Source organism: Pseudomonas sp. PDM09 (assembly GCF_014852305.1).
In the GTDB taxonomy this organism is placed as follows: domain Bacteria; phylum Pseudomonadota; class Gammaproteobacteria; order Pseudomonadales; family Pseudomonadaceae; genus Aquipseudomonas.
The window spans coordinates 191,373-213,992 of the sequence record NZ_JACVBI010000012.1 but is presented as its reverse complement, the minus strand read 5'-3'; the positions used below and the strand labels follow the sequence as shown (position 1 = coordinate 213,992).

Here is a 22,620-nt window from a genome sequence, read left to right as displayed (position 1 = left end):
AGACCGTCAGTGAGGTCGAGCGCCAGGCCGGCCAGGTCGAAAACGTGTCCGCCCAGAGCAATCAGGCGGTAGCGGGGCAACGCACGCAGATCGAGCAGGTCGCCACCGCGATGAACCAGATGTCAGCCACGTCTCTGGAGGTGGCGCGCAGTGCCGCAGCGGCCGTCAGCAGCGCCCATAGCGTCAACGACGAGACCATCAGCGGGCGCGGGCTGGTGGAGTCCCAGCAGGGCAGCATCGCTGCACTGGCCAGTGAGATCGATCAGTCGGTGCGGGTGATCAATCAACTGGCCAGCGACAGTCAATCCATCAGCCGTGTATTGGAAGTGATCAAAAGCATCGCCGAGCAGACCAACCTGCTGGCGCTCAACGCGGCCATCGAAGCCGCGCGCGCAGGCGAGCAGGGCCGTGGTTTTGCGGTGGTGGCGGACGAGGTCCGGACCCTGGCCAAACGCACCCAGCAATCGACCGAAGAAATCGAGCAGATGATTGCCAAACTGCACAGCGGTGTCGGGGCGGCGGTCAAGGCGATGGGCACCAGCCATCAGATGGCCAGCGGCACGGTCGGGCAGTCGGAAAAGGTTCAGCAGGCGCTGGAAAACATCCTTGGCGCCGTCGGCATGATCGTCGACCAGAACCAGCAGATTGCCGCGGCGGTTGAGCAGCAGACCGCTGTGGCTCATGACATTGACCAGAACATCGTCGAGATCAACCGTGCCGGTGAGCGCACCGCTGACGGCGCGCACCAGACCGAAAATGCCAGTCGGGCGTTGTCGGCGCAGGTGGTGGAACTCAAACAATTGATCAGCGCGTTCCGGGTTTGATGCCGCGCAGAGGATCCAATGTGGGAGCGGGCTTGCTCGCGAAAGCGGTCTATCAGTCACATAAAATTTGAATGTGACGGCCTCTTCGCGAGCAAGCCCGCTCCCACAGGGGATGTGTGCGGTGACTAACGCCAGTTGAACAGCTCACAGGCATTTGCGGTGCTGGCGGCAGCCAGTCGTTCGGGGCTGACGGCCATGAGAGCGGCCAGTGCCGCGCAGATCGCTGGCAAATGAGCCGGGCTATTACGTTGGCCGGGAAACATGGCGGGGGCCATGTCCGGTGAGTCGGTTTCCAGTACCACCGATTCAAGGGGTAAACCGGCGAGCACGCGGTGCATGCGCAGGGCCTGCGGCCAGGTGGCGGCGCCGCCGAGGCCGAGTTTGAAACCCAGCTTGATGTATTCGCGAGCCTCTTCCTGACTACCGGCGAAGGCATGAATGATCCCCGCGCGTTTCAAGCGAAACCGTTTGAGCGTGGCAATCACCGCAGCATGGCTGCGTCGTACATGAATCAGCGCCGGCAGATTGAAGTCTGCCGCCAGTTGCAGTTGGGCGTCGAACAGCGCTTGCTGGCGTTCACGATCCAGGGTTTCGATGAAGTAATCCAGACCGATCTCGCCCACCGCGCATAGCTGCCGATGGCCCGCCAGACGCATCAGCCAATCACCGAGTTCGGTCAAATCCTCAGGGCGATGGTCGTCCAGATACACCGGGTGCAAACCGAACGCCGCATGCAGATCGGGATCGCTTTGCACCAGATCCCAGACCCGCTGCCAATTGGCCTGATAAACCCCCAGCACCACCATCCGCCGCACACCGAGGGCGCGGCTCTCGGCCAACAGCGCCTGACGATCCACGTCGAAATCCGGGAAATCCAGATGAGTGTGGGTGTCGATCAGTTCCACGGCTCAGTCCTGATGAATTCGCTGCTTGAAGGTCCGCGCGATGGCCTGCACGCCGGGTTGGTAATCGGCCTGTTCAATGGCCGCCAGCGCCAGTTGCAGCGCCTTGTCGGCGATCAGCTGATGCTGTTGGGACATGGCGTTGACCGGCAGCGGCAGGAAGTCCAGCAATTGTGTATCACCGAAGGTGCCCAGGCGTAGCGGGCGGGTTTTCAGCGGGAAGTCATGCAAGGCATCGAACACGCCCTGAAGCAGCACGTAGGAGGTGGTCACCAACGCATCCGGCAAATGGCCCAGGCGCTGAAGCAACTCTTCCATCAATTGCTTGCCGCACTCACGGCTGAACGACTCGCCGTGTTCGATCAGCGCCTCGCCTTCGAAGCCGTTCAGCGCTTCCTTGAAACCTGCAGCCCGTTCCTGGCTGATACTCAATTCAGGACGGGCACCGATCAACGCGATCTGCTTGGGTAACGGGTCCAGCAGGCTGCGGGTAAGCTGCAGACTGGCTTCGCGGTCGTCACTGATCACCGAGCAAAAGTGCTCAGGCTCCATCACCCGGTCGATGGCGATGATCGGAATGCCTTTGGCCTGCAACTGGCGGTAACTGTCATCGCCGGCCGGCAGGCAACTGGCGACGATCAGTGCATCGCAGCGGCGGGCGCGGAACAGTTGCAGCAATTGCCGTTCGCTGTCTGGCGCATCGTCGGAGCTGGCGATCAGCAGCTGATAGCCGCGAGCCCGGGCGCCTTGTTCCAGCAGTTTGGCGATTCGCGCGTAACTGGGGTTTTCCAGGTCCGGCAGAATGAAGCCCAGGGTGCGGGTGTGCCGACTGCGCAGTCCGGCGGCCTGAGGGTTGGGTGTGAAGCCATGTTGTTGGACAACTGCTCGCACGCGCTCGACGGTGGCGCTGCTGATACGTTGCTGTTCGGCCTTGCCGTTGATGACATAACTGGCGGTAGTCACGGAGACGCCGGCCAACTGTGCAATATCACTGAGTTTCAACCCGGTATTTCCTTGTTTATTCGAGCGTGCCCGGCATTTTCGCCAATCCTACCCGATTCGGCAGGCGATCATTGTGGCAGCACATCCGACAATTGGACTTCAAGGATGAGACATTATCGAGTAACGTGCCTAACATTCTAGATTAAACGTTTCAGCAGGCGTATTTTCTACGTTATAGGTCGCTTTGGTCGGTTCTGCCGCGAAACCGCCAAAACTGCCCCTGAAAAGGCGCTCCCAAGGGCCTAAGCTGAATCAATCAAAACAATACCTGGCGTCACACGGCGCCAAAAAGGAGAAAGCATGCTCGAGCTCACCATAGAGCAGATATCCATGGGCCAGTCGGCTGTGGATAAAGCCACCGCCCTGCAATTACTCGCTGACCGACTTGTGACCGATGGCCTGGTGGCGGATGGTTACCTTGCGGGCTTGCAGGCCCGGGAAGCCCAGGGCTCGACCTTTCTCGGTCAAGGTATTGCCATCCCCCACGGCACCCCGCAAACCCGCGATCTGGTGTTTTCCACTGGCGTGCGGCTGATGCAGTTTCCTGACGGCGTGGACTGGGGTGATGGCCAGATCGTTTACCTGGCGATTGGTATCGCCGCCAAATCCGATGAACACCTGCGCCTGCTGCAACTGCTGACCCGCGCCCTCGGTGAAACCGATCTGGGCCAGGCCCTGCGTCGCGCCAGTTCCGCCGAAGCCTTGCTGAAACTGCTGCAAGGCGCGCCGCAAGAATTGGCGCTGGACGCACAGATGATCGGCCTCGGAGTCTCCGCCGATGACTTCGAAGAACTGGTCTGGCGCGGTGCCCGCTTGCTGCGTCAGGCCGATTGCGTGAGCAACGGTTTTGCCGGTGTCTTGCAACAGGTCGACGCGCTGCCGCTGGGCGATGGCCTGTGGTGGCTGCACAGCGAACAAACGGTGAAGCGTCCGGGCCTGGCGTTCGTTACCCCGGACAAACCCATGCGCTACCTCGGTCAGCCGTTGAGCGGTCTGTTCTGCCTGGCCAGCCTCGGTGAAGCCCATCAGGCATTGCTCGAACGCCTTTGCGCGTTGCTGATCGAAGGCCGTGGTCATGAGCTGGGCCGTGCCACCAGCAGCCGCGCGGTGCTGGAAGTCCTCGGCGGTGAAGTGCCGGCGGATTGGCCGAGCGCACGCATTGCCCTGGCCAACGCCCACGGCTTACATGCGCGTCCGGCGAAGATCCTCGCGCAACTGGCGAAAAGTTTTGAAGGCGAAATCCGCGTACGCATCGTCGATGGCCACGACAGTGCGGTGTCGGTGAAGAGTTTGAGCAAACTGCTCAGCCTCGGCGCCCGTCGCGGTCAGGTGCTGGAATTCATCGCCGAACCAACCATCGCTGCCGACGCCTTGCCCGCCTTGCTGGCGGCCATCGAAGAAGGCCTCGGTGAAGAAGTCGAGCCGCTGCCGGCAGTGAGCCAACATCGCGAAGTGATCGCCGATGTTGCCGAAGTGCTGCTTGCACCGGCCTCCGGCAGCCTGATTCAGGCGATTGCTGCCGCGCCGGGGATCGCCATCGGCCCGGCGCATATTCAGGTGCTGCAAGTTATCGATTACCCGCTGCGCGGTGAGTCCGCCGCCATCGAGCGTGAACGTCTCAAGCAAGCGTTGGCGGATGTGCGTCGCGACATCGAAGGCCTGATCGAGCGCAGCAAGGCCAAAGCGATTCGCGAGATTTTCATCACCCATCAGGAAATGCTCGACGACCCGGAACTGACCGACGAAGTCGACACCCGTCTCAAGCAAGGCGAAAGCGCCGAAGCAGCGTGGATGGCGGTGATCGAAGCCGCCGCCAAACAACAGGAATCGCTGCAGGACGCCTTGCTCGCTGAACGTGCCGCCGACTTGCGCGACATTGGCCGTCGGGTGCTGGCGCAATTGAGTGGCGTCGAAACGCCAGCCGAGCCGGAGCAGCCGTACATTCTGGTGATGGACGAAGTCGGCCCGTCCGACGTGGCACGTCTTGATCCGACGCGTGTGGCCGGCATCCTCACCGCTCGCGGTGGCGCCACGGCCCACAGCGCCATTGTCGCGCGTGCCTTGGGTATTCCGGCACTGGTGGGCGCCGGTGCTGCGGTGTTGCTGCTCAAGCCGGGCACGCCGCTGTTGATCGATGGTCAACGTGGCCGCCTGCACGTGGACGCCGATGCCGCGACCTTGCAGCGCGCCACCGAAGAGCGCGACACCCGCGAACTGCGCCTGAAAGCCGCCGCCGAACAACGCCATCAACCGGCGCTGACCACCGATGGTCACGCAGTGGAAGTGTTCGCCAATATCGGTGAAAGCGCTGGCGTCACCAGTGCGGTGGAGCAGGGCGCCGAAGGGATTGGCCTGCTGCGCACCGAGCTGATTTTCATGGCCCACTCGCAAGCGCCGGACGAGGCGACTCAGGAAGTCGAGTACCGTCGTGTGCTCGATGGCTTGGCCGGTCGACCGCTGGTGGTGCGCACCCTCGACGTCGGTGGTGACAAACCGCTGCCGTACTGGCCGATCGCGAAAGAAGAAAACCCGTTTCTCGGTGTGCGTGGCATTCGCCTGACCCTGCAACGCCCGCAGGTCATGGAAGCGCAGTTGCGCGCCTTGCTGCGAGCGGCTGACAACCGTCCATTGCGGATCATGTTCCCGATGGTCGGCAGCGTCGATGAATGGCGTCAGGCTCGGGACATGACCGAACGTCTGCGCCTGGAAATCCCGGTTGCGGACCTGCAACTGGGGATCATGATCGAAGTGCCGTCGGCTGCTTTGCTGGCGCCGGTGCTGGCCAAGGAAGTGGATTTCTTCAGCGTCGGCACCAACGACCTGACGCAATACACCCTGGCCATCGACCGTGGTCATCCGACCTTGTCGGCCCAGGCCGACGGCTTGCATCCGGCGGTGCTGCAACTGATCGACATCACCGTGCGTGCGGCTCATGCTCATGGCAAGTGGGTCGGCGTGTGCGGTGAACTGGCGGCCGATCCGCTGGCGGTACCGGTGCTGGTGGGCCTGGGTGTGGATGAGTTGAGCGTGTCGGGCCGCAGCATTGCCGAGGTCAAGGCGCGCATTCGTGAACTCAGCCTGACCCAGACTCAAACCCTTGCTCAACAGGCCCTGGCCGTGGGCAGCGCGAACGAAGTCCGTGCATTAGTGGAGGCCCTGTAATGGCCAAGATCTTAACCCTGACCCTTAACCCGGCGCTGGACCTCACCGTTCAATTGCCGCTACTTACCCCCGGTCAGGTCAATCGCAGCGACGAAATGCACACCCACGCCGCTGGCAAAGGGGTGAACGTGGCGCAGGTGCTGGCCGACCTCGGGCATCAGCTGACCGTCACCGGTTTTCTCGGGGAAGACAACCTTCAGGCGTTCGAAACCCTGTTTGCCAAACGCGGTTTTACCGACGCGTTTGTCCGCGTTCCCGGCGAGACTCGCAGCAACATCAAACTGGCGGAAAGCGATGGGCGCATCACCGACATCAACGGCCCGGGGCCGAGGGTCAGTGAAGCGGCGCAGCAGGCTTTGCTCGATCGACTCGACCAGATTGCTCCCGGGCATGACGCAGTCGTCGTCGCTGGCAGTTTGCCTCGTGGGGTGAATCCTCAGTGGTTGCGGGAATTGATCCAGCGCTTGAAAAAGCGCGGTTTGAAAGTCGCGCTCGACACCAGCGGTGAAGCCTTGCGCGCAGGTCTGGCGGCCGGCCCGTGGCTGATCAAACCCAACACCGAAGAATTGGCTGAAGCGCTGGGCTGCGAGGTGGTTTCCGTGGGGGCCCAAGCCGAGGCGGCGAGCCGCTTGCATGCGCATGGCATCGAACACGTGGTGATTTCCGACGGTGCCGACGGGGTGAACTGGTTCAGTGTCGGCTCGGCCATGCACGCCACGCCACCCAAGGTCAGCGTGATCAGCACCGTTGGGGCAGGGGATTCGTTGCTGGCGGGCATGCTGCACGGTTTGCTCAGTGCCGATACGCCCGAACAAACCTTGCGCACCGCCACCGCGATTGCCGCCATGGCCGTGACCCAGATCGGTTTTGGTATCGGCGACACCGCGCAACTGGCGCACCTCGAACAGGGCGTGCGCCTGCGCCCCCTGACAGAACAATAAGAGGGTTTGCAATGAAGTTAGCCATTGTTACGGCCTGCCCGAACGGCATGGTCACCAGTGTGCTGTGCGCTCGTCTGCTCGATGCAGCGGCCCAGCGTCAGGGCTGGAGCACCAGTGTCGAAGTTGTTGATGCGGCCCATCCGGAACGCCAGCTGTCGGCTGCGACCATCGAAGCCGCCGAGTGGGTGTTGCTGGTCACCAGTGCGCCAGTGGATATGTCGCGATTCGTCGGCAAACGCGTATTCCAGAGTACCCCGGCCCAGGCCCTGCAAGATGTCGAAGCGGTGCTGCGTCGTGGGGTGGAGGAGGCTGAGGTTTACGTCGCGCCCGAAGCCGCCGCCGAGCCAGCTGCCGTGGTTAAAAATGCCCCACGCCTGGTGGCTGTCACCGCGTGCCCGACCGGCGTCGCCCACACCTTCATGGCCGCCGAAGCCTTGCAGCAAGCGGCCAAGCGTCTGGGCTACGATCTGCAAGTGGAAACCCAGGGTTCGGTCGGCGCGCGTAATCCACTCAGCGCAGAGGCGATTGCCGATGCTGACGTGGTGTTGTTGGCGGCAGATATTGACGTAGCCACCGAGCGTTTCGCTGGCAAGAAAATCTACCGTTGCGGCACCGGCATTGCGCTGAAACAGGCCGAAGCGACGCTGAACAAAGCCCTGGCCGAAGGCAAACAGGAAAGCGCTTCGACCGGCGCCAAAGGCCCGGCCAAGCAAGAGAAGACCGGCATCTACAAGCACCTGCTGACCGGCGTGTCGTACATGTTGCCGATGGTGGTGGCGGGCGGTCTGATGATCGCCTTGTCCTTCGTGTTCGGCATCACCGCGTTCAAGGAGGAAGGCACGCTCGCGGCGGCGCTGATGCAGATCGGCGGCGACACCGCGTTCAAACTGATGGTGCCGCTGCTGGCGGGCTACATCGCCTACTCGATCGCCGACCGCCCGGGCCTGGCGCCGGGGATGATCGGTGGTTTGCTGGCGAGCACCCTGGGTGCCGGTTTCATCGGCGGGATCATTGCCGGTTTCATCGCCGGTTATGCAGCCCAGGCGATCAACCGTTATGCGCGTTTGCCGCAAAGTCTTGAGGCGCTGAAACCGATCCTGATCATTCCGTTGCTGGCGAGCCTGTTCACCGGTTTGGTGATGATCTATGTGGTCGGCAAACCGGTGGCCGGGATGCTTGCAGGGCTCACGCACTTCCTCGACAGCATGGGCACCACCAACGCCATTCTGCTGGGTGTGCTGCTGGGCGGCATGATGTGCGTCGACCTCGGCGGGCCGATCAATAAAGCCGCTTACGCGTTTTCGGTGGGGCTGCTGGCGTCGCAAAGTTATGCACCGATGGCCGCGACCATGGCCGCCGGCATGGTGCCGCCGATTGGTCTGGGCATTGCTACGTTCATTGCCCGGCGCAAGTTCGCCCAGACTGAACGCGAGGCCGGTAAAGCGGCGCTGGTGTTGGGGCTGTGCTTTATCTCCGAAGGGGCGATTCCGTTTGCGGCGAAAGACCCGCTGCGGGTGATTCCGGCGAGCATCGCCGGCGGTGCGCTGACCGGCGCGCTGTCGATGTATTTCGGCTGCAAGCTCATGGCACCCCACGGTGGGTTGTTCGTGATGCTGATCCCGAATGCGATCAACCATGCGCTGTTGTATCTGCTGGCGATCGTGGCCGGGAGTTTGCTGACGGCGGTGACGTATGCGCTGCTCAAGCGGCCGGAAACAGTAGAACTGGCGCTGGAACCGGCCAACGCCTGACTCTAAACCCTGTGGGAGCGGGCTTGCCCGCGATGACGGTTTAACATTCAACCCATTCGGTGACTGTTGCGCTGCTATCACGGGCAAGCCCGTTCCCACAGGGTTTGCGTTTTTCACACGAGCGTCATGCGCACATGCTTAAGTTTTCCTTTTTCAGGGAGAACACCATGGGCGAATTCGACCTCGGCCGCCGTCGTGTCATGCAAGCCGTTGGCGCCGGGCTGTTGCTGCCCGGCCTGGCCCCGGCGGTGATTGCTTCGGTCAAGGATCGGCCGCAACTCACCGATGGCGTGCAGTCCGGCGACCTGTTGGGCGACCGGGCGATGATCTGGAGCCGTTGCGACCGTGCGGCGCGGATGGTGGTGGAATGGGACACACGGAGCCTGTTCAGTAATCCTCGTCGATTCGTTTCGCCATTGGCCGATGCCCGCACCGATTTCACCGCCCGGGTCGAACTCACGGGCCTGCCCGCCGATCAGGCGATTTTCTACCGCGTGACTTTCGAAGACGCCCAGAGCGGTGTCGCCAGTGAACCCTGGTTCGGTCATCTGCGCAGTGTGCCATCCGCCCGACGGAATATTCGGTTTGTCTGGAGTGGCGACACGGTCGGCCAGGGCTTCGGCATCAACCCGGACATCGGCGGTATGCGTATCTACGAAGCGATGCGTCTGCGCCTGCCGGATTTTTTTATCCACAGCGGCGACACCATCTACGCCGACGGCCCGGTGCCGGCGCAACTGACCACCGAAAGTGGCCGGGTGTGGCGCAACATCACCAGTGAAGCCAAGAGCAAAGTCGCCGAAACCCTCGACGACTATCGTGGCAATTACCGCTACAACCTGATGGACGAAAACATCCGCCGCTTCAATGCCGAGGTCCCACAGATCTGGCAGTGGGACGACCACGAAGTGGTGAACAACTGGTCGCCGGGCAAGCAACTGGATGAGCGCTACAAGAGCAAAGATATCCACAGCCTGGTGGGCCGCGCACGCCAGGCCTGGCTGGAATACGCGCCGATGCGCTTGCAGAGTGCCGATGACGGCGGGCGGATTTATCGCAAGCTGAGTTATGGGCCGCTGCTGGATGTATTTGTGCTCGACATGCGCAGTTATCGCGAAGCCAATGACGACAACCTGGGTGCCGCCAAACCGTTTCTCGGTCGAGAACAATTGGACTGGCTCAAACGTGAATTGAAAGGCTCCCAGGCCCAATGGAAAGTCATCGCCGCCGACATGCCCATCGGCCTCGGCGTACCCGATGGTGAAGTCAGCCCCGGTGTGGCGCGGTGGGAAGCGGTGGCCAATGGTGACCCTGGCCCGGCTCAGGGCCGTGAAGTGGAAATCGCCGAACTGCTCGGTTTTCTGCGGGCGCAGCGGGTGCGCAATTTCGTATTCCTCACGGCGGATGTGCATTACTGCGCGGCGCACCATTACCACCCGGACCGCGCGGCGTTTCAGGACTTCGAACCGTTCTGGGAATTTGTCGCGGGGCCGTTGAATGCGGGGAGCTTCGGGCCAAATGCGCTGGATAAAACCTTCGGCCCCGAAGTGGTGTTCGAGAAAGCACCACCGGCGCTGAACACCTCGCCGTTTGCCGGGTTTCAGTTTTTTGGCGAGGTGAACATCGATGGGCAGACGGGGGAGATGAGTATGGTGTTGCGGGATCTGGATGGGGTGGGGGTGTTTGAACGCACGTTGCAGCCGGTGTGAGAAGAAGTAAGCCGATACATCGATCAATGTGGGAGCGGGCTTGCTCGCGAAGGCGGCCTGACAGCCAACATCTTTGTTGACTGTTAAATCGCTTTCGCGAGCAAGCCCGCTCCCACATTTTATGGGTTGTGTCAGTAGACGTCGCGGCGGTAGCGGCCTTGTTCGATCAGGCGGTCGACCTCTTCAATGCCGAGCAATTCGTTGAGCGCGTGATCCACCCCTGAAGCCATCCCCTGCAAACTGCCGCAGATGTAAATCACAGCGCCATCGGCCAGCCATTTTTTCAACTCATCGGCCGACTCGCGCAGGCGATCCTGCACATAGATCTTCTCGGCCTGATCTCGCGAGAATGCCAGATCCAGTCGCGTCAGATCACCGTTGATCAACCACTCTTCCAGTTCCGCGCGGCACAGGTAGTCGTGCTCGCGATGACGCTCGCCGAACAGCAGCCAGTGACGCTGCTGCCCGTCGGCAATCCGTGCCTTGAGCAAACTGCGTAACCCGGCCAGCCCGGTGCCGTTGCCCAGCAGGATCATCGGGATGGGTTCGTTCGGTAGATGGAAACCACTGTTGCGACGTACCCGCAAACTGATGCTGCTACCCACGGGCGCGTGTTCGGTCAGCCAACCGGAACCGACGCCCAGGCTGCCGTCGGCATGCAATTCCTGACGCACGATCAATTCCAGCACGCCGTCGGCGGCGATCGAGGCGATGGAGTATTCGCGCATGGCCAACGGCACCAAGGCGTCTGCCAGCGCTTGTGCATGCAGACCGACCAGATGCGCGCGGTTCTCGGGCAGTTGGCGGCTGGCCAGGGCTTGTTCCAGCGTTTGCGACAGGCCATCGAACTCAACCGTGGCCCGACCGTCGATCCCCAGGCCGTCGAGGAAATGCTCGATGGCCCACGGACAATTGCGCGGCAGCACTTCCACCAGATCCCCGGCCAGCCAACTGCTGGTAGTGGGGGCGCTGAGGCCGAGCAAATACACGGGCGAACCGCTGCTGTCCGGGTTCATCAATTCGCGGCGGGTCAGGGTCCAGTTGTCGTAGCTCGGCGCTTGCCAGGTATCCACCGGCGCCTGGCCCGTCAGCAGGCCGAGTTGCTGTTGCCAGTGACGCAGGGCGTAGGGGTCGCCGCTGTCGACCTCCACCGGGGCGAACAAAGTCTTGCCGCCGTGTTCGCCCAGCCAGGTGTGCAAGCGACGGGCGAAGCCGCAGAAGTGTTGATACTGGCGGTCACCGAGGCCGAGCACGGCATAGTTCAGGCTGTCGAAGCTCAGCGCACGCCCCAGCACTTTGCGTTCGAATCCTCGGGCGCTGTCCGGTGCTTCACCGTCGCCGAAGGTGCTGACCACAAACAGCGCGTTGCTGGAATCCTGCAGGTCCTGTTCGCTGACATTGGCCAACGGTTGGACCTTCACCGGCAACCCGGCGGCCTGCAATTGTCCGGCGGTCTGCCAGGCGAGCTGTTCGGCAAACCCGCTCTGACTGGCGAAGCCGATCAGCCATGCCGGTGCATCACCGCCCGGTTGTGCGAGGCCTTTGCGGGCGTCCTTGATCTGGCGTTTCTTGCGTCGACGGTCCAGGTACAGCAACCAGCCAGTGATGAAAAACAGCGGCATGGTCAGCGCGGCGATGGTCAGGATAATCCGCCCGATCATCCCGAAATAACTGCCAACGTGCAGCGCATAGATACTGGTCAGCAGCTGCGCCTTGAGGCTCTTGTCGCTGTAGCGGTCATGACGGCTGACGATGCCGGTCGCCGGATCGAGGGTGAGCTGGTTCCGTGCCTGGTCGTGGGGGGAATTCTTCAGCAGGTAGAACACCGTTGCCGGTTGCCCGGCCACGGGCGGCATACGCACGTTGTAGGAGGCAAGCCCTGGGCCGGCGGCGCTGTAGATGCTGCTCCATATCGCCGCGTAATCGGCAGTGGGGGCCGGGCCGCTTGGCGCAGGACCGCGACCACTGCGCACCCGCTCGTTCTGCGGCGAATCGGAAAGCAGTCGGGTCAGGCCTTTGTTGTACCACTCGTACGACCAGGATAGCCCGGTGAGCGCTGCCAAAAGATAGAACACCAGGCACCAGATACCAGCCACTGAGTGCAAATCCCAGTTGAAGCTGCGACCTTTTTTATTCCAGTCCAGGGTCAGCCAGGCGCGCCAGCTTTTCCACTGGCGTGGCCAACGCAGGTACAGGCCGGACAGGCAGAAGAACAGCAGAATCAGGGTACAGGCGCCGGTGATCTGCCGGCCGATATCGCCCATGGCCAGGACCCGGTGCAGTTGCAGCATCAGGCCAAAGAAATCCTGGCCGGTGACGTCGCCCATGAACTCGCCGGTGTACGGGTCGAAGTAACGCATCGGCCCGCGACGTTCACCGGGTGGCGCCGTGAAGATCACCCGCGCAGCGTTGCCGCTGTCGGTCTCGACCCAGAGCATCGAGACTGTCTTGCCCGAAGCGCCTTCGATTTTTTCTACCAGCTCGGCAGGTGGCAGTACGCCGGCAATCTGCTTTTCGACGTGCAGCACAGAGGGGTTCAACGCCCGCAGGATTTCATCCTGGAACGATACCGCCGCCCCGGTGATGCCCATCAGGGCCAGGACCAGTCCGGCGCTGATGCCGAAAAACCAGTGCAACTGGAACAGGGATTTCTTCAACACGTCGCTCGCCTTGTTCGTTCAAAAGTCATCATCACGGCGCGCATTATGCCGTGAGTTGTCGAGAAGCATTCTTTTTTACACACAAAAGCCCCGTTCACTTCGATGAACGGGGCTTTGGCCTAATGCCAGTCAGTTACGCCGCGGAACTTGTGGGAGCGGCGGTGCGGCGATCCGACTTGCCCGCGAAGACGGCGGTACAGTCACCTTTGATGTCGCTCCATACACTGCTTTCGCGGGCAAGCCCGCTCCCACAGGGATTCTCGTTTAACTGACTGGCATTGGGCTTTTGGCCTTCATGTTTCTGTTATCAGAAGTGGAAGTTGGCACTCAGCAGGGCGGTACGGCCCGCCGCCACATGGGCGTAGTGGTTCTGGAGTATCTGATCGAAGTAACGCTCGTCGGTCAGGTTCTGTACGTTGAGTTGCAGGTCGACGTTCTTGGTCAGGCGGTAGCTGGCCATCGCGTCGTAACGCCAGTAAGACGGGATCTCCACCGAGTTGGCGACGTTGCCGAACTGGGAATCGACGTAGGTCGCACCGGCACCGACGGTCAACTTGTCCGGCACCAGGTCGTAGGTCGACCAGAACGTGAAGTTGTTCTGTGGCGTGCTTGGCATGTGGTTGCCTTCATCGGCGGCGAGGGTGGTTTTGACCACTTCGCTGTCCATGTAGGTGTAGCCGCCGAAGACTCTCCAGTTACGGGTCAGCTTGCCGGCGTAGCTCAGTTCCAGGCCATTGACCTGCTGTTCGCCGTCCAGTACTTGCGTGGTGCCGCCGTCCGGATCGTTGATCCGCGCGTTGGTTTTCTCGGTGCGGAACAGCGCGGCGGTCAGCGACAGATCGTCACCGAAGAAGTCCCACTTGGTGCCGATTTCGTAGTTGCGGTTCTTTTCCGGATCCAGACGGCTGTTGTTCGCGGCCAGTTCAAGGCCACCGTTGCCGCTGGTTTCGCCGGCCGGGTTGCTGGAGGTCGAGTAGGCCGCGTAAATGCTGCCATTAGGCAACGGGTTGTAGACCACGCCGATCTGGTAGTTCACCAGGTCGCTGGTGTTCGCACGGGAGAAGTCGTTCGCTGGCGCTGTGCTGCTGGCGTTGGCGTGGCCGCTGGATTCGACCTGGTAGTTGTCATAACGCAGGCCCAGGTTCAGGGACCATTGCTCGTTGAACTTCAGGGTGTCGAATACGTAGGCTGCGGCGGTTTTGGTGTTGGTGTCAGTGAACGCGGTGCTGTCGGTGATCCTGCCATTCCAGTTATCCCCAGGCGTCGGGTTGTACAGGCTGGTGCAGTCGCCGGAGTTGAACAGGGCGCGGTTGCATCGAGTGCCGCTGGCGGTGGAGGTCAGGGTGTACGGGCGGTTGTGGGTGTCCTGATAGGAAAACTCCAGACCGGTCACCAGACTGTGCTCGATGGCGCCGGTGTTGAACTTGGCGCTCAGGTCGGTCTGGTTGATCCAGCCGCTGGACGTCGAGTTACGGCTCTTCGCACCCCGGTACACGTTGCCATTGACCACGTTGCCCTTGCTGTCGTCCGGGTTGGTGACGATGTAGTCCAGGGTCGAACGGGACATGCGGAAGCTGTTCGACACGGTCAGGTCTTCATTCAGATCGTGTTCGATCTTGAGGGTGCCGCTGTCATTGGTGGTCTGGCGAAAGTCGCGACCGGTGAGGCCGTAGAAGTTGTCGCGGTCAACGTTGGCCGGCTTGTCGACGTCGTGCTTGCTGCGGTTGGGGCTCAACGTCAACGGGATGCCATAGTCGGGCATGTCGTCGGTCTCGACGTGGTAGTAGCCGACGGTCAAGCGGGTATCGGTGCCCAGGCCGAAGGCGAAGGACGGTGCGACGCCCCAGCGACTGACGTCTACAGTGTCACGGCCGGCGACGTTGGCTTCGTGCTTCATCAGGTTCAGGCGCAAGGCCGAGGTGTCGGTCATCTGCTGGTTCAGATCAAGGGTGGTGCGCTGGGTCTGGTCCGAGCCCCAGGTGAAGCCGCCGTTGTAGGAATTGCCTAGCTTGGGGGTCTTGCTCACCAGGTTCAGACTGCCACCGGTGGAGCCGGCGCCGGTGAAGGCTGAACCCGGGCCCTTGCTGACTTCGATCGATTCAACGTTGAAGATCTCGCGGCTTTGGGACGCAGGGTCGCGCATGCCGTCGACGAACGTGTCGCTTTCGGCGTTGAAGCCGCGAATGATCGGACGATCGCCGGCCGGGTTACCGCCCTCGCCGGCACCGAAGGTGATGCCCGGGGTGGTGCGCAGGGCGTCGACCAGGCTGGTGGCGCCGGTGTCGCGAATCACTTGTTGAGGGATCACGGTGACGCTTTTCGGCGTCTCGCGCAGTGGCGCGGTGTACTTCTTGGAAGCCGAAGTATCGGTCTTGTAGGAGGTGTCGTTCTGCTCGCCCACAACGCTGGTCGCGTCCAGGGAAATCGCATTGTCCGGTGCTTTTTCGTCAGTCTTCTCGGCCGCGAAAACCATGTGGCCCGCAGAGCCGGCAGTGATCGCCACGCCAATTGCAGACGCGAGCAAACGCGGCGAACCGACCGTTAATTGTAGTTGTTGGCGTGACATGTGAATTCCCCTCCCCAAGGATTTGAGGCCGCGGAATGTAGAGTAAATACGTATCTGTATCAATTGCGAAACGTTACTATTCGCGACGAATTTACATTCTTTACAATTTACCTTTACGGTTTTTGCGGTTTCATTCGTCACACGGGTTTTACAGGGGCAATAAGAATCAATACCATTGGCGCCCCTTTGCCTTCAGGTGGTCTTTCCATGTTGCTGCACATTCCCGGCGTGTTCGCGAAAGAAGAAGTGCAGCGCATTCGCGAAGCCCTGACGCAGGCGGATTGGGCCGATGGAAAAATCACCGCCGGTTACCAGTCGGCCAAGGCCAAGCACAATCTGCAACTGCCGCAAGGGCATCCGTTGGCCAAGGAAATCGGTGCGGCGATGCTTGAACGGTTGTGGAAAAATCCGCAGTTCATGTCGGCGGCATTACCGCACAAGGTCTTCCCTCCGTTACTGAACTGCTACACGGCCGGTGGCAGTTTCGACTTCCACATCGACAACGCCGTGCGCCAGCCCAAGGGCAGCATCGAGCGCGTGCGCACCGACCTGTCGGCGACGCTGTTTTTCAGTGAACCGGAGGACTACGACGGCGGCGAACTGGAAATTCAGGACACCTTCGGTATTCAGCGGGTGAAATTGCCGGCAGGCGACATGGTCCTGTATCCCGGCACCAGCCTGCACAAGGTCAACGCCGTCACTCGCGGCACCCGTTACGCTTCGTTTTTCTGGACGCAAAGCCTGGTGCGTGAAGACAGCCAGCGCGCCTTGCTGTTCGAGATGGACGGGGCGATTCAACAGTTGACCCAGGACATGCCCGACCATCCTTCATTGATCCGCCTGACCGGCACCTACCACAACCTGTTGCGTCGCTGGGTCGAGGTGTAAGTGACGGACTTTCGGTTGCACCGCGAGGAAGTCCTCGACGGCGACCGCCTCAAATCGATGCTCGAAGAAAGCCCGGCGCGAGCGGCTCAGGCGATCCTGATCGCCGCCCGTGAAGGCGTGCTCGATGCTCAGGCGTTGCTCGGGCAGATCCTGCTGGACGGCCGTGGCATCGCTCAGGATCAGCCGCTGGCGCTGCGCTGGTTCGAGATCGCCGCCCAGGGTGGACACTCTATGGCGCGCAACATGCTCGGCCGTTGTCATGAACATGGCTGGGGTTGCACTGCCGATGCTTCGATAGCCGCGGGGCATTATCGTGTTGCCGCTGAAGCCGGACTGGATTGGGCGATGTACAACTACGCCAATCTGCTGGCTACTGGTCGTGGAGTGATCGAGGATCAGGTGCAAGCGCTGAGTCTGTATCGGCAAGCAGCTGAATTGGGCCACGCGAAGTCGATGAACCTGCTGGGGCGTTATCTGGAAGAAGGCCGGGTTTGCCCGGCAGATCCGCAAGCAGCCCGTGACTGGTATCGACGCTCGGCGGTCGGCGGGGATTTTCGTGGGCAATTCAGTTATGCAGCGGTGTTGGCGGATGAAGGCAAGATCGACGAGGCGCTGGGTTGGCTGCACAAGGCACTGGATGGCGGGAATCTGAATTTCTTGCGGGTGGCGAGCAAAGCACTGTTGAACGCGGTGAATCCGCAAATTCGCAAGTTGGCCGAAGACTACACGCAACGCTGCGCAGAGCTGAACCTGTAGGAGCTGCCGAAGGCTGCGATCCTTTGATCGTTCCCACGCTCTGCAGCCCGGGACGCTCCGCGTCCCTGTCGAAGCGGACGCAGAGCATCCATTGAGGCATTCCCACGCAGAGCGTGGGAACGATCATCGCAGACACAAAAAAGCCCATGACAGGTCATGGGCTTTTTGATTTCTGCGTGTAGCGCTTACACGTAGAAAGATTTCAGTGGCGGGAAGCCATTGAACTCAACAGCGCTGTAGCTGGTGGTATACGCACCGGTCGACAGCCAGTACAAACGGTCACCGATCGCCAGGTTCAGCGGCAGGCCGTACTTGTAGTTTTCGTACATGATGTCGGCGCTGTCGCAGGTTGGACCGGCGATGACCACTTCTTCCATCTCGCCTTTCTTCTCGGTCCAGATCGGGAACTTGATGGCTTCGTCCATGGTTTCGATCAGGCCAGAGAATTTGCCCACATCCGTGTACACCCATCGCTCGACGGCGGTACGGGATTTACGCGCGACCAGCACCACTTCACTGACCAGGATGCCGGCGTTGGCGATCAGCGAACGGCCTGGCTCGAGGATGATTTCCGGCAGGTCGTCGCCGAAGTCTTCCTTGAGGAAACGGATGATTTCTTCAGCGTAGGTTTCCAGGCTGTTGGTGCGGGTGATGTAGTTGGCCGGGAAGCCACCGCCCATGTTGATCAGCTTCAAGTGAATACCGTCTTCTTCTTTCAGGCGTTCGAAGATCACTTTGACCTTGGCGATCGCCGCGTCCCAGACGCTGATGTCGCGTTGCTGCGAACCGACGTGGAACGAGATGCCGTAAGGCACCAGGCCCAGGTCACGAGCGAGGATCAGCAGGTCCATGGCCATGTCGGTCTGGCAGCCGAATTTACGCGACAGTGGCCAGTCAGCGGTGGTCGAGCCTTCAGTCAGGATGCGCACGTAGACTTTCGAGCCCGGAGCTGCCTTGGCAATGTTGCGCAGGTCAGCTTCGGAGTCGGTGGCGTACAGACGCACGCCCTTGTCGTAGAAGTAGCGAATGTCTTTGGATTTCTTGATGGTGTTGCCGTAGCTGATGCGATCCGGGCCGACGCCCTGGTTCATCACTTTGTCGAGCTCGTAGATCGAGGCAATGTCGAAGTTCGAACCTTTTTCTTTGAGCAGGTCGATGATTTCAACGGCCGGGTTGGCCTTGACTGCGTAGTAGACCTTGGCGAATTCGAAACCGGCGCGCAGGTCGTCGTAGGCCTGGCTGATCATCGCGGTGTCGATCACCACGAACGGGGTTTCTTGTTTGTCGGCGAAGGCCTTCATTTTCTGGAAGGTATCGCGCGCGAAATAGTCTTCGACGTTGATCGACATGCTGGGAACTCCTACTGGCAAACTGAAATTATCAATGGGTGCAAATGAACGCCCTCCGTATCCCCACTTTGGTTCGCCTACTTCCCAAGGCATGTCGCCGAAAGCAAAAAGGCCATGGGAGGCGGTGCTTTCCCTTGGCCTTGCTGTCTCGTCGTCAGTACTTGAGCCGGATGGATCGTTTCCAGCATGGACGTTCGGCGCGAACTTTAGGGCGTGAGGAGCTTGAGATCAACAAAAAATGTCGCGTTTTTGCACGCTTCCGTCGTGCGGTCCCGGACAGCTACTGATGTAACCGACCTGCATGACAGTGTGATGTTCCCTGAGCAGGGATATTTGAGGTGGAATGATCGTTCCCACGCTCTGCGTGGGAATGCCGCCCCGGACGCTCTGCGTCCAGCCGTTGAGACGCGAAGCGTCTCTGGATGCATTCCCACGCGGAGCGTGGGAACGATCAGTAGAAAGGGATCAGGCGACAGCAGTCTCGGCTGGCGAAACAATACTGGTCTTGCCCCCACGAGACTTACCGGAGCTCAAGTACTCGGCAATCGATTCCTGAGTCACCTCACCCAGGAACACCCGCTCGGCATCCATCACCGGCAGCCACGAGCGGTTGAACTCGTACATGCGCGACAGCAGGATGCGCAAATGCTCGTCGTACGCCGCGGTGGCGTTGAACTCACGCAGGTATTGCGCGCAGGTGCCGGTCTGGCGGTGCAGGTCGCGACGGCGCACGTAACCCAAGGCCTTGTTCTCGGCACAGGTAACCACCACGTAACGACGGTCCAGTTCGTCCATCAATTCCAGCGCTTCGGCCACTGGCGTTTCCGGGCTCACCGAAGGCGCGTTGTCCGCTGCATCTTCGGCTTTCACCAGCAACAGGCGCTTGAGGGTGCTGTCCTGGCCGACGAAATTGCTGACAAAGTCGTCCGCCGGATGCGCGAGAAGCGTGTCTGGATGGTCGATTTGCAGCAGTTTCCCGGCACGGAAAATCGCGATCTTGTCGCCGAGCTTGATCGCTTCGTCGATGTCGTGGCTGACCATGATCACGGTCTTGTTCAGCGCCCGTTGCATCTCGAAGAACTCGTTCTGAATCATCTCGCGGTTGATCGGGTCGACCGCGCCGAATGGTTCATCCATCAACAACAGTGGCGCATCCGCCGCCAGCGCGCGAATCACGCCGATCCGCTGCTGCTGGCCACCGGACAACTCACGCGGGTAGCGAGTCAGATACTGCTTGGGTTCGAGCTTGATCATGCTCATCAACTCGCGGGCGCGGTCGTGGCATTTCTGTTTGTCCCAGCCCAGCAGGCGCGGAACGATGGTGATGTTTTCCTCGATGGTCATGTTCGGGAACAGACCGATCTGCTGGATCACATAACCGATGTTGCGACGCAGGGTCACGGCGTCGAGGTCAGTGGTGTCTTCGCCGTTGATCAGGATCTTGCCCGAGGTTGGCTTGATCAGGCGGTTGATCATCTTCAGCGTGGTGCTTTTACCGCAACCCGATGGCCCGAGGAACACACAGATTTCGCCTTCATTGACGGTCAGGCTTACCGAGTCCACGGCTTTCACATCTTTGCCGTTGCTTTGGAAGGTCTTGCTGAGGTTTTGAAGTTCGATCATTTCAGGAGTCCTTTTGGAGTCAGCGTGCGTTGCAGCCATTGCAGAAGCAGGTCGGCGAAGATGGCCAGGAGACTGACCAGCACGGCGCCGACAATCAGCATCGACATGTCGCTGCGGCTGATGGAAGCGAGAATGAGTACACCGAGGCCACCGGCGCCGATGGTCGCGGCGATGGTCATCACACCGATGTTCATCACCACGGCGGTGCGCACACCGGCGAGGATCACCGGCACGGCAATCGGCAGTTCGACCATGCGCAGGCGCTGGCCGAAGGTCATGCCGATGCCACGCGCCGCTTCACGAATGCCAGGTTCCACGCCGGTCAGGGCCAGGTAGGTGTTACGCATGATCGGCAGCAACGAGTACAGAAACACTGCGGTGATCGCCGGCATCGGGCCGAGGCCCTGGCCGAATTTCGAATAGAACGGCAGCAGCAGGCCGAACAGGGCAATCGATGGCACGGTCAGCAACACCGTAGCGCTGGCTTGCAACGGGCCGGCCAGTGTCGGGAAACGGGTCATCAGGATGCCCAACGGCACGCCGACCACAATCGCCAGGGTCACGGCGATGCCAACCAGGGTGATGTGCTGCCAGGTCAGGTGCAAAACCTGCGGCCAATCGAGATGGGAAAAGGCGTTGAGAAATTCCATGTCTTTTCCTCCTTATTTCAATGGATGTTGGCGCAGGAAATCGGCGGCAACGGATGAAGGACTTTCGTGATCGACATCGACCCGCGCGTTGAGCTGACGCATGGTGGCGTCGTCGAACAGTTCGGCCAGCGGCTTGAGCTCTTCGGCGAGTTTCGGGTGGGCGTCGAGGTAGACCTGGCGTACCACCGGTGCGGCGGTGTAGTCCGGGAAGTAGTGCTTATCGTCTTCCAGCAGTTTCAGCTTGAAGGCGTTCAAGCGACCGTCCGTGGTGTAGACCAAACCTGCAAACACCTGACCGTTGCGCAGGGCGGTGTAGACCAGCCCGGCATCCATCTGGCGAATGTTGTTGCGGGTCAGGTTCATGCCGTAGAGATCCACCATGCCATCGAGACCGTCGGAACGGTTGGCAAACTCAGTGTCCAGGGCGACGAGGTGGTTGGTCTTCGCCTCAGCCTGCAGCACTGTGTTCAGCTCGCTGATGGTGTTGATCTGCGGATACGCTTTTGCGGTGTTTTCCGGCAGTGCCAGGGCGTAGGTATTGCTGAACTTCGACGGGGTGAGCCAGACCAGGCCTTTTTTTGCGTCGAGTTCTTTCACCCGGGCGTAGGACTGAGCGCTATCGAGCTTGTCGGTGACGTGGTTGTAAGCCACCAGCGACACGCCGGTGTATTCCCACATCAAGTCCAGCTGACCACTTTCGTGGGCGCTGCGGGCCAGGTTGCTGCCCAGACCGCCGGTCACTTGGGTGTCATAACCCTTGGTGCGCAGGTATTGGGAAGTGATTTCCGCCAGCAGGGTTTGTTCGGTGAACACCCGGGCGCCGATGCGGATCACGGGTTTTTCAGCGGCTTGGGCAAATCCTGCGAACAGCAGGGCGCAGCCTATTAAAAAGCTTAATGTCTTCATGAATATTCCTTTGCCGAGGCTTAAGACGGGCGCAAGCCGCGTTCGAGCCAGAGGCGGCTGGCGAGTGTCACCAGTCCGTCGAGCAGCAAGGCCAGCAGGGCGGTGCAGGCCGCGCCGAGCAGCAGTTGCGGCTGATTGTTCAGGGCGATGCCGGGGAAAATCAGGCTGCCCAGGCTGTTGGCACCAATCAGGAACGCCAGCGGTGCGGTACCGACGTTGATCGCCAGTGCCACGCGCACGCCGCCAATGATGATCGGCACGGCGTTCGGCAGTTCGACCCGCCATAGCACCTGAGTCGGTGTCATGCCGATGCCGACGGCTGCTTCCTTGAGTGAACCCTGGACGTTTTTCAGCCCTTCGTAGGTGTTGCGCACAATTGGCAACAGTGAGGCGAGGAACAAGGCGAAAATCGCAGGGCCGCTGCCGATGCCGAGGATACCCAGGGCGATGGCCAGTACGGCGAGAGGCGGCACGGTGTTGCCGATGTTGAAGATCTGCATGAAGCGTTCGGCGCGGCCAACCATGGTCGGGCGGCTGAGGAAGATACCGGCGGGTATGCCCACTACAAGGGCGGCCAGCATGGAAACGAGGACGAGAATCAGATGAGCTTGCAGGTAAAACAACAAATCGTCGCGGTACTGTTCGATCGTGTTGATGCCAATCCAGTGGATCAGCAGGGCCAGAAGGGCGACGACAACCGCACCTCCTATCAGCCCTTTGCCATAGCGAATAGCCACAGGCGGACTCCTTTTTTCAGTCGGCGGACGCAGTCCCGTGTTACGTGGCCGGGGTGGTCAGTTCTGTTTGCCCAACTTCGGCGCCAGAAGCTCATATCCTGCGTTGCTGTTCCTCGCCATAGCGAGCTATGACTCGTCACAGCGCCTGGGCTATGAACTTCTGGCATCCGAATTTGAGCAACAGAACTGACCAC

The 22,620-nt window shown here is 60.8% G+C and carries 16 protein-coding genes; 7 read left to right on the top strand and 9 right to left on the bottom strand.

All coding sequences use genetic code 11. The features are described from left to right. Positions 1-110 precede the first annotated feature (110 nt). The gene (locus tag IB250_RS29115) at positions 111-824 is read left to right on the top strand and encodes a methyl-accepting chemotaxis protein (RefSeq protein ID WP_412548353.1); all 714 of its coding nucleotides are present in this window, start codon (positions 111-113) and stop codon (positions 822-824) included. 125 nt (positions 825-949) lie between these two features. Here the strand turns inward: IB250_RS29115 and IB250_RS25880 are convergent, their stop codons facing one another. Both IB250_RS25880 and cra read right to left on the bottom strand, forming a co-directional pair. After that, a complete protein-coding gene (locus IB250_RS25880) occupies positions 950-1,729 on the bottom strand; it encodes a TatD family hydrolase (RefSeq protein ID WP_192346313.1) in 780 nt (259 codons plus the stop codon). Positions 1,730-1,732: 3 nt separating this feature from the next. Further along, positions 1,733-2,728: a catabolite repressor/activator gene (gene cra, locus IB250_RS25875; protein WP_192346311.1), complete on the bottom strand. Its 996-nt coding sequence runs from the start codon at positions 2,726-2,728 to the stop codon at positions 1,733-1,735. Between the two features lie 300 nt (positions 2,729-3,028). Between cra and ptsP the strand changes: the two genes are divergently transcribed. The 4 genes from ptsP to IB250_RS25855 all read left to right on the top strand — a co-directional run bounded on the left by ptsP (position 3,029) and on the right by IB250_RS25855 (position 10,291). Then, positions 3,029-5,890, top strand: coding sequence for a phosphoenolpyruvate--protein phosphotransferase (gene ptsP, locus IB250_RS25870; RefSeq protein ID WP_192346309.1), 2,862 nt, complete (start codon positions 3,029-3,031; stop codon positions 5,888-5,890). After that, positions 5,890-6,831 carry a 1-phosphofructokinase gene (gene pfkB, locus IB250_RS25865; protein WP_192346307.1) on the top strand — a complete coding sequence of 314 codons (942 nt, stop codon included), beginning with the start codon at positions 5,890-5,892 and terminating at the stop codon, positions 6,829-6,831. The genes ptsP and pfkB overlap by 1 nt, the downstream gene beginning before the upstream one ends. Before the next feature lie 11 nt (positions 6,832-6,842). Further along, entirely contained in the window at positions 6,843-8,582 is a 1,740-nt protein-coding gene (locus IB250_RS25860; protein ID WP_192346305.1) for a PTS fructose-like transporter subunit IIB, read from the top strand. 167 nt (positions 8,583-8,749) lie between these two features. After that, positions 8,750-10,291: an alkaline phosphatase D family protein gene (locus IB250_RS25855; protein ID WP_192346303.1), complete on the top strand. Its 1,542-nt coding sequence runs from the start codon at positions 8,750-8,752 to the stop codon at positions 10,289-10,291. Positions 10,292-10,422: 131 nt separating this feature from the next. On the opposite strand, the gene IB250_RS25850 is transcribed toward IB250_RS25855, so the two are convergent. Beyond that, the gene (locus IB250_RS25850; RefSeq protein WP_192346301.1) at positions 10,423-12,951 is read right to left on the bottom strand and encodes a PepSY domain-containing protein; all 2,529 of its coding nucleotides are present in this window, start codon (positions 12,949-12,951) and stop codon (positions 10,423-10,425) included. Positions 12,952-13,258: 307 nt separating this feature from the next. Next, positions 13,259-15,517: a TonB-dependent receptor gene (locus tag IB250_RS25845; protein ID WP_192346299.1), complete on the bottom strand. Its 2,259-nt coding sequence runs from the start codon at positions 15,515-15,517 to the stop codon at positions 13,259-13,261. Between the two features lie 207 nt (positions 15,518-15,724). Between IB250_RS25845 and IB250_RS25840 the strand changes: the two genes are divergently transcribed. Both IB250_RS25840 and IB250_RS25835 read left to right on the top strand, forming a co-directional pair. Next, entirely contained in the window at positions 15,725-16,405 is a 681-nt protein-coding gene (locus tag IB250_RS25840; RefSeq protein ID WP_192346297.1) for a Fe2+-dependent dioxygenase, read from the top strand. A 57-nt stretch (positions 16,406-16,462) separates the two neighbouring features. Further along, positions 16,463-17,161 (top strand): tetratricopeptide repeat protein, encoded by a 699-nt coding sequence (locus tag IB250_RS25835; RefSeq protein ID WP_192346374.1) that lies wholly within the window; start codon positions 16,463-16,465, stop codon positions 17,159-17,161. Between the two features lie 185 nt (positions 17,162-17,346). Here IB250_RS25835 and IB250_RS25830 read toward each other — a convergent pair whose 3' ends face one another. The 5 genes from IB250_RS25830 to IB250_RS25810 form a co-directional block, all read right to left on the bottom strand. Next, entirely contained in the window at positions 17,347-18,510 is a 1,164-nt protein-coding gene (locus tag IB250_RS25830) for a type III PLP-dependent enzyme (protein ID WP_123355945.1), read from the bottom strand. Positions 18,511-18,975: 465 nt separating this feature from the next. After that, positions 18,976-20,133, bottom strand: coding sequence for a betaine/proline/choline family ABC transporter ATP-binding protein (locus tag IB250_RS25825; protein WP_095631248.1), 1,158 nt, complete (start codon positions 20,131-20,133; stop codon positions 18,976-18,978). Further along, a complete protein-coding gene (locus IB250_RS25820) occupies positions 20,130-20,783 on the bottom strand; it encodes an ABC transporter permease (RefSeq protein WP_063341568.1) in 654 nt (217 codons plus the stop codon). The genes IB250_RS25825 and IB250_RS25820 overlap by 4 nt, the downstream gene beginning before the upstream one ends. A 12-nt stretch (positions 20,784-20,795) precedes the next feature. Further along, on the bottom strand, positions 20,796-21,689 hold the full coding sequence (locus IB250_RS25815; protein ID WP_192346295.1) for a glycine betaine ABC transporter substrate-binding protein: 894 nt from the start codon (positions 21,687-21,689) through the stop codon (positions 20,796-20,798). A gap of 20 nt (positions 21,690-21,709) precedes the next feature. Then, entirely contained in the window at positions 21,710-22,426 is a 717-nt protein-coding gene (locus IB250_RS25810; protein WP_192346293.1) for an ABC transporter permease, read from the bottom strand. Positions 22,427-22,620 lie beyond the last annotated feature (194 nt).

What these genes read in the sequence shown, in the direction of transcription:
- IB250_RS29115 (WP_412548353.1), top strand. Translation starts at nt 111, where the DNA reads ATGAACCAGATGTCAGCCACGTCTCTGGAGGTGGCGCGCAGTGCCGCA.
- ptsP (WP_192346309.1), top strand. Translation starts at nt 3,029, where the DNA reads ATGCTCGAGCTCACCATAGAGCAGATATCCATGGGCCAGTCGGCTGTG.
- pfkB (WP_192346307.1), top strand. Translation starts at nt 5,890, where the DNA reads ATGGCCAAGATCTTAACCCTGACCCTTAACCCGGCGCTGGACCTCACC.
- IB250_RS25860 (WP_192346305.1), top strand. Translation starts at nt 6,843, where the DNA reads ATGAAGTTAGCCATTGTTACGGCCTGCCCGAACGGCATGGTCACCAGT.
- IB250_RS25855 (WP_192346303.1), top strand. Translation starts at nt 8,750, where the DNA reads ATGGGCGAATTCGACCTCGGCCGCCGTCGTGTCATGCAAGCCGTTGGC.
- IB250_RS25845 (WP_192346299.1), bottom strand. Translation starts at nt 15,517, where the DNA reads ATGTCACGCCAACAACTACAATTAACGGTCGGTTCGCCGCGTTTGCTC.
- IB250_RS25840 (WP_192346297.1), top strand. Translation starts at nt 15,725, where the DNA reads ATGTTGCTGCACATTCCCGGCGTGTTCGCGAAAGAAGAAGTGCAGCGC.
- IB250_RS25835 (WP_192346374.1), top strand. Translation starts at nt 16,463, where the DNA reads ATGCTCGAAGAAAGCCCGGCGCGAGCGGCTCAGGCGATCCTGATCGCC.
- IB250_RS25830 (WP_123355945.1), bottom strand. Translation starts at nt 18,510, where the DNA reads ATGTCGATCAACGTCGAAGACTATTTCGCGCGCGATACCTTCCAGAAA.
- IB250_RS25825 (WP_095631248.1), bottom strand. Translation starts at nt 20,133, where the DNA reads ATGATCGAACTTCAAAACCTCAGCAAGACCTTCCAAAGCAACGGCAAA.
- IB250_RS25820 (WP_063341568.1), bottom strand. Translation starts at nt 20,783, where the DNA reads ATGGAATTTCTCAACGCCTTTTCCCATCTCGATTGGCCGCAGGTTTTG.
- IB250_RS25815 (WP_192346295.1), bottom strand. Translation starts at nt 21,689, where the DNA reads ATGAAGACATTAAGCTTTTTAATAGGCTGCGCCCTGCTGTTCGCAGGA.